General features: G+C 73.4%; 10 protein-coding genes. 3 read left to right on the top strand and 7 right to left on the bottom strand.

Translation table 11 applies throughout. The features are described from left to right. Positions 1-49: 49 nt before the first annotated feature. The 7 genes from ACZ51I_RS01160 to ACZ51I_RS01130 form a co-directional block, all read right to left on the bottom strand. Positions 50-913, bottom strand: coding sequence for an HpcH/HpaI aldolase/citrate lyase family protein (locus ACZ51I_RS01160; RefSeq protein WP_468870697.1), 864 nt, complete (start codon positions 911-913; stop codon positions 50-52). After that, positions 910-2,145 (bottom strand): CaiB/BaiF CoA transferase family protein, encoded by a 1,236-nt coding sequence (locus ACZ51I_RS01155; protein WP_468870696.1) that lies wholly within the window; start codon positions 2,143-2,145, stop codon positions 910-912. The genes ACZ51I_RS01160 and ACZ51I_RS01155 overlap by 4 nt, the downstream gene beginning before the upstream one ends. Beyond that, positions 2,142-3,062 (bottom strand): ribokinase, encoded by a 921-nt coding sequence (rbsK, locus tag ACZ51I_RS01150; protein WP_468870694.1) that lies wholly within the window; start codon positions 3,060-3,062, stop codon positions 2,142-2,144. Before rbsK ends, ACZ51I_RS01155 begins: the two co-directional genes overlap by 4 nt. Further along, positions 3,059-4,429 (bottom strand): ADP-ribosylglycohydrolase family protein, encoded by a 1,371-nt coding sequence (locus ACZ51I_RS01145; RefSeq protein WP_468870693.1) that lies wholly within the window; start codon positions 4,427-4,429, stop codon positions 3,059-3,061. Before ACZ51I_RS01145 ends, rbsK begins: the two co-directional genes overlap by 4 nt. Next, entirely contained in the window at positions 4,426-5,592 is a 1,167-nt protein-coding gene (locus ACZ51I_RS01140) for an ADP-ribosylglycohydrolase family protein (RefSeq protein WP_468870692.1), read from the bottom strand. The genes ACZ51I_RS01145 and ACZ51I_RS01140 overlap by 4 nt, the downstream gene beginning before the upstream one ends. Further along, a complete protein-coding gene (locus ACZ51I_RS01135; RefSeq protein WP_468870691.1) occupies positions 5,558-7,090 on the bottom strand; it encodes an ADP-ribosylglycohydrolase family protein in 1,533 nt (510 codons plus the stop codon). Before ACZ51I_RS01135 ends, ACZ51I_RS01140 begins: the two co-directional genes overlap by 35 nt. 206 nt (positions 7,091-7,296) lie before the next feature. Next, positions 7,297-8,292, bottom strand: coding sequence for an ADP-ribosylglycohydrolase family protein (locus tag ACZ51I_RS01130; RefSeq protein WP_468870690.1), 996 nt, complete (start codon positions 8,290-8,292; stop codon positions 7,297-7,299). 254 nt (positions 8,293-8,546) lie between these two features. On the opposite strand from ACZ51I_RS01130, the gene ACZ51I_RS01125 reads away from it, so the two are divergent. The 3 genes from ACZ51I_RS01125 (at position 8,547) to ACZ51I_RS01115 (ending at position 15,826) form a co-directional block, all read left to right on the top strand. Continuing rightward, entirely contained in the window at positions 8,547-9,275 is a 729-nt protein-coding gene (locus ACZ51I_RS01125; RefSeq protein WP_468870689.1) for a VIT1/CCC1 transporter family protein, read from the top strand. 535 nt (positions 9,276-9,810) lie between these two features. Continuing rightward, complete coding sequence (gene gltB / locus ACZ51I_RS01120) at positions 9,811-14,373, top strand: glutamate synthase large subunit (RefSeq protein ID WP_468870688.1); 4,563 nt, start codon at positions 9,811-9,813, stop codon at positions 14,371-14,373. Next, positions 14,366-15,826 carry a glutamate synthase subunit beta gene (locus tag ACZ51I_RS01115; protein WP_468870686.1) on the top strand — a complete coding sequence of 487 codons (1,461 nt, stop codon included), beginning with the start codon at positions 14,366-14,368 and terminating at the stop codon, positions 15,824-15,826. The genes gltB and ACZ51I_RS01115 overlap by 8 nt, the downstream gene beginning before the upstream one ends. Positions 15,827-15,927: the final 101 nt, after the last annotated feature.

Genomic DNA, 15,927 nt, shown 5'->3' with positions numbered 1-15,927 from the left:
ACGTCGAGGGCCGCCGGGACCGTGAGGTCCCGGCGGCCCTTTCTCTGTGTCACCCCGTGCGGGCCGCGAGGGAGAGGACCCGGTGGGCGCCCTCCACCACCGCCGCGTCGACGAAGCGGCCGTCCGGGAGGGCGAGGGCGCCCTGCGCGGTCGCGGCCGCCTCGACGACCTCACGGGCCGCGTCGACCTCCTCCGGGGTGGGGAGGTAGGCACGCTCGATGACCGGGAGCTGGCGGGGGTGGATGGCCGCCCGGCCGAGGAAGCCCATGGCCCTGCCCCGGGCGCAGCCGGCGGCCAGGGCCTCCAGGTCGCCGATGTCCGGGTGCACGGACTGGGCCGGCGGGGGGAGCGCGGCCGCACGGGCCGCCACCACCACGCGCCCGCGCGACCAGTCGAGGGCGCTGTCCTCCCGTACCCCCAGGTCGGCGCGGAGGTCGGCCTCGCCCAGGGCGATGCCGCGCACGGCGGGGTGGGCGGTGGCGAGGACGTAGGCGCGCTCCACGGCGAGGGCGTTCTCCAGGAGCGGATAGAGAGGCAGGCCCGGGGCGAGCTCCGCGAGCCGGTGGATGTCAGTGGCGTGTGTCACCTTGGGTACACGGAGACCGCAGAGGCCGGGGAGGGGGGCCAGGGTGGGGATGTCGCGTGGGGTGTGGACGCGGACGTGGACCGGGACGGGGTGGACGTCCGCGAGGAGATCGGCCGTGGCGTCGAGGGCGTACGCCTTGCGGTGCGGGGCGACCGCGTCCTCCAGATCGACGATCACGACGTCGGCGCCCGAGGACAGGGCCTTGCGGACGACCTCGGGGCGGTCGCCGGGTGCGTACAGCCAGGTGAGCGGGGTGCGCGGGCGCGCCGGGGCGCGCCCCGGGGACGCGCCGGCGGTCTCGGTCGGGCTCGTGCGGAGGGGGCTCATACCGCTCCTTGCTCGCGGAGGGCGTCGATCTCGGCGGGGGTGAGGCCGAGTTCGGAGAGGACGGCGGTGGTGTCGGCGCCGTGCGGGCGGCCGGACCAGCGGATGCCTCCAGGGGTCTCGGAGAGGCGGAAGAGGACGTTCTGCATCTTGATCGGGCCGAGTTCGGGGTCCTGCACCTCGGTCACGGTGCGGAGCGCCTGGTACTGGGGGTCGGCGACGACGTCCCGGATGTCGTAGACGGGGGCGATGGCCGCCTCCGCCTTCTCGAAGGCCGCCATCGCCTCGTCGCGGGTGTGGCGGGCCATCCAGGAGCCGACCGCCTCGTCGAGGACGTCCGCGTGCTCGGCGCGGCCGGTGCCGTCGGCGAACCACGGCTCGTCGATCAGCTCCGGGCGGCCGACGAGCCGCAGCACCCGCTCGGCGATCGACTGGGCGGAGGTGGAGACGGCGACCCAGGAGCCGTCGGCGGTCCGGTAGGTGTTGCGCGGGGCATTGTTGCGGGAGCGGTTGCCGGTCCGGGGCTGGACGTAACCGAGCTGGTCGTACCAGAGGGAGTGGGGTCCGATGACGGAGAGCATCGGTTCGATGATGGCCATGTCGACGACCTGGCCGCGGCCGGTCGTCGTCCTGGCGGTGAGCGCGGTCATCACCGCGTACGCCGTGGCGAGGGCGGCGATCGAGTCGGCGAGGCCGAAGGGCGGCAGGGTCGGGGGGCCGTCGGGCTCGCCGGTGATGGCGGCGAAGCCGCTCATCGCCTCGGCGAGGGTGCCGAAGCCGGGACGGTGGGCGTACGGGCCGAACTGGCCGAAGCCGGTGACCCGGGCGAGGACCAGACGCGGGTTGACGGTGGACAGCTCCTCCCAGCCAAGCCCCCAGCGTTCCAGGGTGCCGGGGCGGAAGTTCTCCACGACGACGTCCGCGTCGGCAGCCAGCGCGAGGAGGGTGTCGCGGCCGCCCGGCGAGGAGAGATCGAGGGTGATCGTCCGCTTGTTCCTGCCGAGGACCTTCCACCACAGGCCGATGCCGTCCTTGGCGGGACCGTGGCCCCGTGACGGATCCGGCTTGCGGGGATGCTCGACCTTGACGACGTCGGCGCCGAAGTCGCCCAGCATCGTGGCCGCGAGCGGGCCGGCGAAGAGGGTCGCGAGATCCAGGACGCGCAGCCCGTGCAGGGGCGCTCGGACGGCGGTGCCGGTGCCGGTGTCGGTGCCGGTGGGTGCGTGGACGGTCATACGGAGTCGGCCTCCAGGACGTCGGGGGAGCGGTACGCGGCCTCGATCTCGACGCGGTACGGCATCGAGGTCGACGCGCCCTCGCGCTGGACGGAGAGCGCGGCGGCCGTCTGCGCCCAGGCGAGGGCCTCCGGGGCGGGTCGGCCCTCGGCGAGGGCGACCGCGAGGGCGCCGACGAAGGTGTCGCCCGCCCCCGTGGTGTCCACGGCCCTGACCCGGGGCGCGGGCACGGCGATCGGCTCGGCGCCGCGCACCGCGTACAGGCTGCCCGCCGCGCCCAGCGTGACGACCACCTCCGGGACGTCCCGCAGCAGGGCCTGGGCGGCCTCGCGCGGGTCGGTGAGCCCGGTGAGCGCGGCGGCCTCGTGCTCGTTGGGCACCAACAGGTCGGTGGCGGCGAGGAGTTCGGGGGGAAGCGGCTGCGTGGGAGCCGGGGTGAGGACGGTGCGGACGCCGAGCCGGCGGGCGGTGACGGCGCCCTCGACGACGACGGAGAGGGGGAGTTCGAGCTGGAGGAGCAGGGCGTCGGCGGTGCCGATCAGGGCCTCGTCGCCGTGGGTGAGGGAGGTGACGGTGGCGTTGGCACCGGGGACGACCACGATCGCGTTGCCGCCCTCGTCGTCGACGACGACATGGGCGGTGCCCGAGGAGCCCTCGGCGGTGCGCAGGAGATCGGTGTCCACCGCGCAGTGCTCGAGGGTGGCGCGGAGCCGTGCCCCGAAGTCGTCCGCGCCGACCGCGCCGATCATCGCCACCTCGGCGCCCGCGCGGGCGGCGGCGACGGCCTGGTTGGCGCCCTTGCCGCCGGGGATCGTACGGAAGGAGCGGCCGGTGACCGTCTCACCGAGGGCGGGGGCCCGTGGCACGTAGGTGACGAGGTCCATGTTCGTGCTGCCGAGTACGACGATGCTGGTCATGGGCGTACTGCCTCCAGGTGTGTCAGGTCGGCCAGGGTGTCGAAGCCGATGCCGTCGAAGGACGCCACCGAGGTCGAGAGACGGTTCTTGAGAGGGGAGGTCCAGCGCTCGGGCAGCCGGTCCGGATGGCCGGCGAGCAGGCCGGCGACCGAACCGGCGGTGGCGCCGTTCGAGTCGGTGTCCCAGCCGCCCGAGACCGCCGCGCACACGGAGCGGGAGAAGTCGCCGTCGGCGTGGGTGAGTGCGGCGGCGAGGAGGGCGGCGTTGGGGACGGCATGCACCCAGTGGTACCCGCCGAGTCCGGCGTGCAGCCGGTCGACGACGGTGTCGAAGTCGTCCGGGTGGGAGCGGGCCGTGTCGATGCCGAGGCGGACCGCCCCGGCGAGGCGCGAGCGTGGCGGGATCACGCCGAGGCCGGCGGCGAGTGCCTGGTGGACGTCGGCGGCGCCGGTCGCGGCGGTGGCGAGGGTGGCGGCGACGAACATGGCGCCGTAGACGCCGTTGGCGGTGTGCGTGAGCACCGCGTCCCGGTGCGCCTGCGCGGCGGCGGCGACCGGGTCGCCCGGATGGGTCCAGCCGTGGACGTCGGCCCGGATCTGGGCGCCGATCCACTCGCGGAACGGGTTGCGGCGGACGGCGGTCAGCGGGGGTTCCACGCCGTCCAGGAGATTGCGGTAGGCGACGCGCTCGGCCGTGAAGGTGCGGCCGGCGGGGAGCTCGTCGAGCCAGAGGCGGGCGACGTCGGCGGTGGTGAAGTCGCGGCCGTACCGCTGGAGGAGCAGGAGGTCGAGGAGGGGGTAGTTGAGGTCGTCGTCCTCGGGCATGCCGTCGATGTTCTCGGCGAGGGAGGTGGGGGCGGAGCGGCGGTTCCAGGGGTGTGCGGCGAGCAGCTCCGGCGGGACGCCACGGGCGGTGAACCAGGTGGTGAGGGGCCAGTTGCCGGCGGCGCGGGCGAGGTCGCGGAGGGCGGGAAGGGGGAGTTTCTCGACGGGTTTGCCGAGGAGACAGCCGACGGCCCGCCCGAGCCAGGCGGCGTGCAGCCGGTCCCGGAGGCCGGTGTCCGGGCCCCCGGTCCCGTCAGGGCCCGGAGGACGGGTGGTCAGCGCCTGGATCTCCGGGAGCGGGGTGGGTTCGTGGAGCGAGAGGGGAGCCGGGAGGGCGGCCAGGGCGTCCAGGAGTTCTTCCGCGAGGGGGCGGAGGTCCGGGCGGGGTGTCCCGGAGGCACCGGCCGATTCGGGCGCGGGTGGGCCGCCCGCCTGCTCCCAGCGGGCCGCCAGGGCGCCGGCGTCGCGGCCGTCCTCCGCCGTCTGGCGGAGTTCGTGGCCCACCAGGTCCTCCGGCTGGACCCAGGTCAGGCGGAGGGTCACCGGTCCGCGCTCGTCAGCGTCGCGAAGGCCGATTCGTGCGCTCGGCGTGCTTCCGTGTCGTGGGCGAAGATCTCGCGGGCCACCGCCGCCAGGGCCCTCGCCGGGGCGTGCAGGTCCAGGCGGCTCGCCTCCGCCACCCGCTTCGCCCACTCGGCGGGGACGGCGGGCTCGCCGTGCAGCGCGCCCACGATCGCGCCCGCCATCGTGGCGGTCGAGTCGCAGTCGCGGCCGTAGTTGACCGCGCCCAGGACCGTACGCCGGAAGTCGCCCTCGCCGACGAGCAGCATGCCGAGGGCGATCGGGAGCTCCTCGATCGCGTGCAGGCGGGAGGGGCGGCGGGCGTCGAGGGAGGGGGCCCGGTAGTCGGGGCCGACCGTGTCGAAGGGGGCCACCGCCCTGCGGAGGGGGGCGAGGGCGGATTCGAAGTCCGTGTGGCCGGCGGCGACTTCGGTGACCGCCTCGATCGCCGCGCGCGTGCCGTCCTTCGCCAGGGAGAGGGCCGTGTCGACCACGGACGCCGGTGTGGCCCCCGGCGCGCAGGCCGCCGCGACGGCCGCCGCGAAGACGCCCGCCGCCTCCCGGCCGTACGAGGACTGGTGCGCGCCGGTCAGGTCGATCGCCTCGGCGTAGGCGGCCGCCGGGTGGGCGGCGTTGACCAGGCCGACGGGCGCCATGTACATCGCCGCCCCGCAGTTGACGACATTCCCGCTACCGGCCTCGCGGGGGTCCACATGGCCGTAGTGGAGCCGGGTCACGATCCACTTCTCGGCGAGGAAGACCCGCTGGAGGGGGAGCGCCTCGGCCTCCAGCTCCGGGATCCAGACGGGGGAGCCCATGAGTTCGGGGACGAGGTGGTCCGCGACCGCGTACGCGTCGAGGTGGCCGCGGACCTTCTCGTACACGCGGATCAGCGCGTGGGTCATCAAGGTGTCGTCGGTGACGTGCCCGTCGCCCTTGTGGTACGGCGCGATGGGCCGGGCGGTGCGCCAGTCACCGCCGTTCCAGGGGCCGACGATCCCGGTGACGCGGCCGCCGTGGCGTTCCAGGATCTGCTCGGGGGTGTAACCCTCGACGGGGCCCCCGAGCGCGTCGCCGACGGCGGCCCCGAGGAGACTGCCGGTGATCCGGTCATCCAGTGTGGGCGCAACCATGGTGGGTGTCATGCCGGAATTGTCCACCTGGGGCGGCTGGTTCCGTGGCTTCGAGCAGCCCGGCGAGTTCCACCAGGTCCGTCCCCGCGAGCCGGGGCAGCGCGCAGCCCGCGAGCGTCCTGCACGCCTCGCGCCAGCTCGCCGGGACCGAACGGCCTCCACCCAGTGCGCCGGTGAGCGCTCCCGCGAGCGCCGGGGCCGAGTCGGCGACCCGGGAGAGGCAGGCGGCGGCCGGTACCGCGGCCGTCATCTCGCCCCGTGCGGCGGTGGCCAGGGCCAGGGCGACCGGGACGGTCTCGGCTGCGGCGATGCCGTAGCTGTAGACGTGGTCCACGATCTGGTGCTCCAGGAGCGGGACGAGCGCGAAGGCCGAGTCGGCGGCCCGGGCCAGCTTCACGGCGTGCCGGGCGTTGCGGCCGATCTCGGTGGCGGGCGGGAGTTCGGCGAGCGCCGCCTCGACGGCCTCGTCGACCGTCGCCCCGCCGAGGGCCGCGGCGACGGCCGCCGCCGTCGCGCGGGCGCCGTGGACGCCGTCGCCGTCCTGGGTGTACCGCGCGTCGAACGCGGCGAGTTCGGCGGCGGCGCGGGGATCGCCCGGGTGGACCAGGGCGAGGACGGCGGCGCGGACACAGGCCGCGTCGTCGAAGTAGTGCGGGTTGTCGTGGCCCGTGGCGGGCGGGCGCAGACCGGTGGCGAGGTTGCCGAGGCCCGCGCGGACCGAGATCCGGGCGCGGAGGGGGAGGACGGCCGACTCGACCTCGGGGGCGCGGTCGGCGGCGGCGGCGACCTGGCTCGCCAGGGCGTTCCACGCCAGATCCACGGCGGCGCGGACGCGGCGCTCCGGGGGCAGCGTGGCGAACACCGGGCCGGTGGCGGCGAGCACCGCCTCGGCGGTGAAGACCGCCCACTCGGCGTCGTCGGAGGGGCCGAGGCGGAGGGGCTCGGGGGGCTGGTTGAGGGCGATGGGGACGGGGAGGGTGGTGGTCGCGTTCTGCTCGGCGAAGGTGTCGAGTTCGCGGGTGAGGCGGCGGGTCCATTCGGGCATGCGGGCGGCGCGGTGCCGGGCGGCGGGCCAGCCGGCGGCGTCGCCCGCGGCGATCCCGAGGAGGAGGCCCTCGGTCTTGTCACGGGTCGCCCTGGCGAGCGCGGGCGGGGCCTCCTGCCGGCGGGCGTGCTGGGCCCTGCCCTGCGGGGCGCCCGGCAGGGGGCCGGCTCCCGGCGCCGGGGGTGCCGCGGGGTCCTCGGGGGCGCCGAGGAGGAAGCCGGCACCCGGCACCGGGGGTTCCGCGGGGTCCTCGGGGGCGCCGAGGAGGAGGCCGGCTCCCGGCACCGGGGGTGCCGCGGGGTCCTCGGGGGCGCCGAGGAGGAAGCCGGCACCCGGCACCGTGGGCTGTGCCCACCCGTCCCGCCCTGCGGGACGATCGCCCACGGCGCCCACGGCGCCCACGGCGCCCACGGCGCCCACGGCGCCCACGGCGCCCACGGCGCCCACAGCGCCCACAGCGCCCACAGCGCCCACAGTGGCGACAGCGCCCACCGTGCCCTCACCGCCCCCACCGCCCACGACGGGTACACCACCCACAGGCCCCGCCCCACCCCCACCGCCCACGACGGGTACACCACCCACAGGCCCCACAGGCCCCACAGGCCCCACAGGCCCCACAGCGCCCCCCGTGCCCGCCACCGTCTCCGTCCCCGTCGTCGTCGCGTCCGCGCTCATGCGGCCTCCTCCGGGGTCAGCAGGTCCGCTACGTCCAGGACGTGGTAGCCGCGCATCGAGGGGAGACAGCTGCCGGTCACCGGGTGGATGGCCGAGGCCCAGTCGGCCGGGATCGCGCCCATGCCGCCCGCCGCGCCGGCCAGCGCGCCCGTCACCGCCGCCGTCGTGTCGGCGTCGCGGCCCATGTTGACGGCGGTCAGGACGGCCGTACGGAAGTCGCCCCGGGCCGCCGCGAACGCGCCGAAGGCGAGGCCCACCGCCTCCGGGGCCAGGTCGGTCCACGGGTAGCCGCCGATGACGACCGCCGAGCGGACCTGCCGTTCGCGGGTGAGCGGGTCGGACTGCACGCGCTGGGCCGCGACGACCGCGCGGCGCAGCGAGCGGGCCGTCCACGAGTCCATCGGGACGACCGAGAGGGCCGCCGCGATCACGGAGGTGACGTTCGCTCCGGCCATCGCCGCGGCCACGCCCGCCGCCACGGCCTGGCCGCCGTAGATGCCCTCGCCGTCGTGGCTGACGCTGCCGTCGATCGCGACGAGCCGGGCCGCCTCCGCCGGGCGCCCGGCCGCGAAGACCCCGAACGGCGCCGCGCGCATGGCGAGGCCGTCGCTCCAGGCGTGGCGGTGCTGGGCGGAGATGGGGGCGGCGAGGCCCCGGCGGAGGTTCTCCAGGGTGCCGCGCTCCGAGAAGCCCGCTCCCCGGAAGGGACCTTCGTCGAGGTCGGCGATCCAGTGGTGCCAGGCCCGCTCGACGTGCTGGACGGTGAGGGCGGAGCCGTGCCGGGCGAGGAGCAGCGCCGAGAAGATCGCGTACTCCGTGTCGTCGGTGCCCGCCGGGCTGTCGGTCACAAAGCCCTCGATGCGGCCCCAGCGGCGGCGGATCTCGGAGGGCCGCATGTTCTCGGCGGGCGCGCCCAGCGCGTCGCCGACGGCGAGGCCGAGGAGCGCTCCTCTCGCCCGTTCACGCGTGTCGCAGGCCGTTCTGGTCACCATCTCGCGCCCCTTCCCGGGTGGGGGCGCCGACGGCGGCGCCCCGATGCCTGGATCTGTGCCACCCCAGGCGGCGAACTCGCCGCAGAAACGTCTCTGTCACCCGGCTGACACCCGGCCAGGTTGCGGTGCCCTCAGTGAGGCGGGCCTTAGTAAGTACGGCCTGCCTTGCTGGCACGACCCTTACATAGAGCGTAGTTTCGAGGGTAATTGGGGGCGGCGGGTGCAACCCGGCCCGCCGGAACGAGGGGAGAACCATGTCCATCATCGAAGCTCAGGCGCCACTGCACGAGGCTCACCGCGACAACCACACGCACCGTGACGTGAACGGCGGTTGGCTGCGCCCGGCGGTGTTCGGCGCGATGGACGGACTCGTCTCCAACCTCGCCCTGATGACCGGTGTCGCAGGCGGCGCCGTCTCCACGCAGACCGTCGTCATCACCGGCCTCGCGGGCCTCGCGGCCGGCGCCTTCTCCATGGCGGCCGGCGAGTACACCTCCGTCGCCTCGCAGCGCGAGCTCGTCCAGGCGGAACTGGACGTCGAGCGCCGTCAGTTGCGCAAGCACCCGGTCGACGAGATGGAGGAGCTCGCCGCGCTCTACGTCTCCCGCGGTGTGGAGCCCACGCTCGCCCGCCAGGTCGCGATGCAGCTGTCGAAGGACCCCGAGCAGGCCCTGGAGATCCACGCCCGCGAGGAGCTCGGCATCGACCCGGACGACCTGCCGTCGCCGATGGTCGCCGCCGTCTCCTCCTTCGCCTCCTTCGCGCTGGGCGCGCTCCTGCCGGTCCTGCCCTACCTGCTCGGGGCGACCGCGCTCTGGCCGGCCGTGCTGCTCGCGCTCGTCGGGCTCTTCGCCTGCGGCGCCCTGGTCGCCCGGGTGACCGCCCGCGGCTGGCTCTTCAGCGGTCTGCGCCAGCTCGTCCTGGGCGGGGCCGCCGCCGCCGTCACGTACGGGCTCGGCATGCTCTTCGGGGCCGCCTTGTAGCCCGGTGGTCCGGTACGGATTCCGTACCTCCGCAACAGACCGAGAGGCTCCCAAGGGGGCCTCTCGGTCTTTTCCGGCATCCTCGAGCGTCGCAATCCAGGGCATAGGGCGCGGATCGGCTGTGACGTATATCCCTGGTCCGATCCGCCGCAGCGGTGAGACACTATGCACGACGCCACATATGTAGCCGGTTACCCGGCGGTTTCGAGCCCGTGACCAACGGGAAAGAGGCCTGAGCGTCATCGGGCAACGACGCCCACCCTCCTCAGTGACGGTCGCCGGAGACCCCCGAAGTCCTCCGGACCCCCGATCCGTCCCCCGCGGGACAGTCCCTGTCGCCGCATCCACCGGTGCACCTCTCAGGTGAACCGGGCACGTGAACCCACACCACCGCTCCGTATCGGCGGTGTCCGCATGCTGGAATGAGCTATCCACTTCGCGAGAAGCCAGCCATCATGTAACCTGCACGAAATTTCGCCAGGGCCAACGTCGTCCCTCGGCTGCTGCATATGCCACGACGACGACGGGAGAGCCGATGCGTTCCGACGCCTGGTCGCCCATGGACGGTCGCCCCGCTCCGCAGGGGATGTACGACCCCCGTAACGAACACGACGCCTGTGGTGTCGGGTTCGTGGCCACCCTCACCGGTGTAGCCAGCCACGCGCTGGTCGAGCAGGCGCTGACCGTACTGCGCAACCTCGAGCACCGCGGCGCCACCGGCTCCGAGCCCGACTCCGGTGACGGCGCCGGCATCCTGCTCCAGGTCCCGGACGCCTTCCTGCGCGAGGTCGCCGGATTCGAGCTCCCCGAGGCCGGCGCGTACGCCGTCGGCATCGCCTTCCTCCCCGAGGACGGCACGGACGAGACCGTCTCGAAGATCGAGACGATCGCCGCCGAAGAGGGCCTGAACGTCCTCGGCTGGCGCGAGGTCCCCGTCGCCCCCGAGCTGCTCGGCGTCTCCGCCCGCGCCACCATGCCGGTCTTCCGCCAGCTGTTCGTCGCCGACGGCGAGAACACGGGCATCGCGCTCGACCGCAAGGCCTTCCTGCTCCGCAAGCGCGCCGAGCGCGAGGCCGCGACGTACTTCCCGTCGCTCTCCGCCCGCACCATCGTCTACAAGGGCATGCTGACCACCGGCCAGCTGGAGCCCTTCTTCCCGGACCTGTCGGACCGCCGCTGCGCCACCGCCGTGGCCCTGGTCCACTCCCGTTTCTCCACCAACACCTTCCCGAGCTGGCCGCTGGCCCACCCGTACCGCTTCGTCGCCCACAACGGTGAGATCAACACCGTCAAGGGCAACCGGAACTGGATGACCGCCCGCGAGGCGCAGCTCGAATCCGGCGTCTTCGGCGAGGGCTCCCTGGAGCGGGTCTTCCCGATCTGCACCCCGGACGCCTCCGACTCGGCCTCCTTCGACGAGGTCCTGGAGCTCCTCCACCTCGGCGGCCGCTCCCTGCCGCACGCGGTCCTGATGATGGTCCCGGAGGCGTGGGAGAACCACGAGACCATGGACCCGGCCCGCCGCGCCTTCTACCAGTACCACGCCACGATGATGGAGCCCTGGGACGGCCCGGCGTGCGTCACCTTCACCGACGGCGTCCAGGTCGGCGCGGTCCTCGACCGCAACGGTCTGCGCCCCGGCCGTTACTGGGTCACCGACGAGGGCCTCGTCGTCCTCTCCTCCGAGGTCGGCGTCCTCGACATCGACCCCGCCAAGGTCGTCCGCAAGGGCCGGCTCCAGCCCGGCAAGATGTTCCTCGTCGACACCGCCGAGCACCGCATCGTCGAGGACGACGAGATCAAGGCCGCCCTCGCCGCCGAGCACCCCTACGCGGAGTGGCTGGAGACCGGCGAGATCGAGCTCTCCGACCTCCCCGAGCGCGAGCACATCGTGCACACCCACGCCTCGGTCACCCGCCGCCAGCAGACCTTCGGCTACACCGAGGAAGAGCTCCGCGTCATCCTCGCGCCGATGGCCCGCACCGGCGGCGAACCGCTCGGCTCCATGGGCACGGACTCGCCGATCGCGGCCCTGTCCGCCCGCCCCCGGCTGCTCTTCGACTACTTCACCCAGCTCTTCGCGCAGGTCACGAACCCGCCGCTGGACGCCATCCGCGAAGAGCTCGTGACCTCCCTGCGCTCCTCGCTGGGCCCCCAGGGCAACCTGCTCGAACCGACCCCCGTGTCGTGTCGCAGCGTCACCCTGCCCTTCCCGGTGATCGACAACGACGAGCTGGCCAAGCTCATCCACATCAACGCCGACGGCGACATGCCCGGCATGAAGGCCGCGACCCTCTCCGGCCTCTACCGGGTCTCCGGCGGCGGCGACGCCCTCGCCGCCCGCATCGACGAGATCTGCGCCGAGGCCGACACCGCCATCGAGGGCGGCGCCCGCCTGATCGTGCTCTCCGACCGGCACTCCGACGCCGAGCACGCGCCGATCCCCTCGCTGCTGCTCACCGCGGCCGTCCACCACCACCTCATCCGCACCAAGCAGCGCACCAAGGTGGGTCTGCTCGTCGAGGCCGGTGACGTCCGCGAGGTCCACCACGTCGCCCTCCTCATCGGCTACGGCGCCGCCGCGGTCAACCCGTACCTCGCCATGGAGACCGTCGAGGACCTCGTCCGCGCCGGCACCTTCATCGAGGGCCTGGAGCCCGAGCAGGCCATCCGGAACCTGATCTACGCCCTCGGCAAGGGCGTCCTCAAGGTCATGTCCAAGATGGGCATCTCCACCGTCGCCTCCTACCGCGGCGCCCAGGTCTTCGAGGCCGTCGGCCTCGACGAGACCTTCGTCGCCACGTACTTCAACGGCACGGCCACCAAGATCGGCGGCGCCGGTCTCGACGTCATCGCCAAGGAGGTCGCCGCCCGCCACGCCAAGGCGTACCCCGTCTCCGGCGTCGCCTCGGCGCACCGCGCCCTGGACATCGGCGGCGAGTACCAGTGGCGCCGCGAGGGTGAGCCGCACCTGTTCGACCCGGAGACCGTCTTCCGCCTCCAGCACGCCACGCGCACCAAGCGGTACGACATCTTCAAGAAGTACACGGAGCGGGTGAACGAGCAGTCGGAGCGCCTCATGACGCTCCGCGGCCTCTTCGGCTTCGCCACCGAAGGCCGTAGCCCGATCTCCATCGACGAGGTCGAGCCGGTCTCCGAGATCGTCAAGCGCTTCTCCACCGGCGCCATGTCGTACGGCTCCATCTCCCGCGAGGCGCACGAGACGCTCGCCGTCGCCATGAACCAGCTGGGCGCCAAGTCCAACACCGGTGAGGGCGGCGAGGACCCGGACCGCCTGTACGACCCGGCGCGCCGCTCCGCGATCAAGCAGGTCGCCTCCGGCCGCTTCGGCGTCACCAGCGAGTACCTGGTCAACGCCGACGACATCCAGATCAAGATGGCCCAGGGCGCCAAGCCCGGCGAGGGCGGCCAGCTGCCCGGCCACAAGGTCTACCCGTGGGTCGCCAAGACGCGTCACTCGACGCCCGGCGTCGGCCTCATCTCGCCGCCGCCGCACCACGACATCTACTCCATCGAGGACCTGGCTCAGCTGATCCACGACCTCAAGAACGCCAACCCGGTCGCCCGCATCCACGTGAAGCTGGTCTCCGAGGTCGGCGTCGGCACGGTCGCCGCCGGTGTCTCCAAGGCCCACGCGGACGTCGTCCTCATCTCCGGCCACGACGGAGGTACGGGCGCCTCGCCGCTGACCTCCCTGAAGCACGCGGGCGGCCCCTGGGAGCTCGGCCTCGCCGAGACCCAGCAGACGCTGCTGCTCAACGGCCTGCGCGACCGGATCGTCGTCCAGACCGACGGCCAGCTGAAGACCGGCCGCGACGTGGTCATCGCCGCGCTGCTCGGCGCCGAGGAGTTCGGTTTCGCGACCGCGCCGCTCGTCGTCTCCGGCTGCGTCATGATGCGCGTCTGCCACCTCGACACCTGCCCGGTCGGCATCGCCACCCAGAACCCGGTCCTGCGCGACCGCTTCTCCGGCAAGGCCGAGTTCGTCGTCAACTTCTTCGAGTTCATCGCCGAGGAGGTCCGTGAGCTCCTCGCCGAGCTGGGCTTCCGCACCCTCGAAGAGGCCGTCGGCCACGCCGAGCTGCTTGACACCAGCCGCGCGGTCACGCACTGGAAGGCGCAGGGCCTCGACCTGGAGCCGCTCTTCTACGTGCCGGAGCTGCCCGAGGGCGCGGTGCGTCACGCCCTGATCGAGCAGGACCACGGCCTGGAGAAGGCCCTCGACAACGAGCTGATCGAGCTCGCCGCCGAGGCCCTGAACGCCGCCTCCGCCGAGGAGGCCCAGCCGGTCCGCGCCCAGGTCGCGATCCGCAACATCAACCGCACGGTCGGCACCATGCTCGGCCACCAGGTGACGAAGAAGTTCGGCGGCGCCGGCCTCCCGGCCGACACCATCGACATCACCTTCACCGGCTCCGCCGGCCAGTCCTTCGGCGCCTTCCTGCCGGCCGGTGTCACCCTCCGCCTGGAGGGCGACGCCAACGACTACGTCGGCAAGGGCCTCTCCGGCGGCCGCGTGATCGTCCGTCCCGACCGGGGCGCCGACCACCTGGCCGAGTACTCCACCATCGCGGGCAACACCATCGGCTACGGCGCGACCGGCGGCGAGCTGTTCCTCCGCGGCCGCACCGGCGAGCGCTTCTGCGTCCGCAACTCCGGCGCCCTCGTCGTCTCGGAGGGCGTGGGCGACCACGGCTGCGAGTACATGACCGGTGGCACGGCGGTCGTCCTCGGCGAGACCGGCCGCAACTTCGCGGCCGGCATGTCCGGCGGTGTCGCCTACGTCGTCGACCTCGACCGGGACAACGTCAACTCCGGGAACCTGGAGGCGATCGAGGCCCTGTCCGACACCGACAAGGCATGGCTGCACGACGTCGTGCGCCGCCACCAGGAGGAGACCGGCTCGACGGTCGCCGAGAAGCTCCTCGCCGACTGGGACGCCGCCGCGGCCCGGTTCAGCAAGATCATCCCCACCACGTACAAGGCAGTGCTCGCCGCCAAGGACGCCGCTGAGCTCGCCGGTCTCTCCGAGGCCGAGACCACCGAGAAGATGATGGAGGCGGCGACCCATGGCTGACCCCAAGGGCTTCCTGACCACCGGACGCGAGGTCGCCCAGACCCGCCCCGTGGCCGAGCGCGTCCGGGACTGGAACGAGGTCTACGTCCCCGGCTCCCTGCTGCCGATCATCAGCAAGCAGGCCGGCCGCTGCATGGACTGCGGCATCCCGTTCTGCCACAACGGCTGTCCGCTGGGGAACCTGATCCCCGAGTGGAACGACTACGCCTACCGCGAGGACTGGTCGGCGGCGCAGGAGCGCCTGCACGCCACCAACAACTTCCCGGAGTTCACCGGCCGCCTGTGCCCGGCCCCGTGCGAGTCCGCGTGCGTGCTCGGCATCAACCAGCCGGCCGTCACCATCAAGAACGTCGAAGTCTCCATCATCGACAAGGCCTGGGACGGAGGCGACGTCAAGCCGCAGGCGCCCGAGCGCCTCTCCGGCAAGACCGTCGCCGTCATCGGCTCCGGCCCGGCCGGTCTCGCCGCCGCCCAGCAGCTGACCCGGGCCGGCCACACGGTCGCCGTGTACGAGCGGGCCGACCGCATCGGCGGTCTCCTCCGGTACGGCATCCCCGAGTTCAAGATGGAGAAGCGGCACATCAACCGCCGCATCGAGCAGATGCGCGCGGAGGGCACCAAGTTCCGCACGGGCGTCGAGATCGGCCGCGACATGCCGGCCACGGCGCTGCGCAACCGGTACGACGCGGTCGTCATCGCCGCCGGAGCCACCACCGCCCGCGACCTGCCCGTCCCCGGCCGCGAGCTGAACGGCATCCACCAGGCGATGGAGTACCTGCCGCTCGCCAACAAGGTCGTCGAGGGCGACTTCGTGGCCCCGCCGATCACCGCCGAGGGCAAGCACGTCGTCGTCATCGGCGGCGGCGACACCGGCGCGGACTGCGTCGGTACGGCACACCGCCAGGGCGCGGCCTCCGTCACGCAGCTGGAGATCATGCCGAAGCCGGGCGAGGAGCGGAACGCGGGCCAGCCCTGGCCGACCTTCCCCATGCTCTACAAGGTCACCTCGGCGCACGAGGAGGGCGGCGAGCGGGTCTACTCCGTCTCCACCACCCACTTCGAGGGCGACGAGGACGGCAACGTCCAGTTCCTCCACCTCATCGAGGTCGAGTTCGTCGACGGCAAGCTGACCCAGAAGCCGGGCACGGAGCGGAAGATTCCCGCCCAGCTGGTCACGCTGGCGATGGGCTTCACCGGCACCGACGTGCAGAACGGCCTGGTCGCGCAGTTCGGCCTGGACCTGGACGAGCGCGGTAACATCGCCCGTGACGCGGACTTCGCCACCAACGTCGACGGCGTGTTCGTCGCCGGAGACGCCGGCCGCGGCCAGTCGCTCATCGTCTGGGCCATCGCCGAGGGCCGCTCCGCCGCCCGTGGCGTGGACCGCTACCTGACCGGCGCCAGCTCCCTGCCGGCCCCGATCCGCCCGACGGACCGTTCCCTGACGGTCTGACCGGCCCCGAGAACGTCCCGCACAACGACGTGCGGAACTGAGCGCAGCGCCCCCTGAATGTCCCCGACCGGACGACCTGGGGGCGCTGGTGCTCGTGGAAG

The organism is Streptomyces sp. NPDC034084, assembly GCF_055575535.1.
Note: the sequence above shows the minus strand (reverse complement) of the source record. Positions and strands in the feature narration are given on the sequence as shown.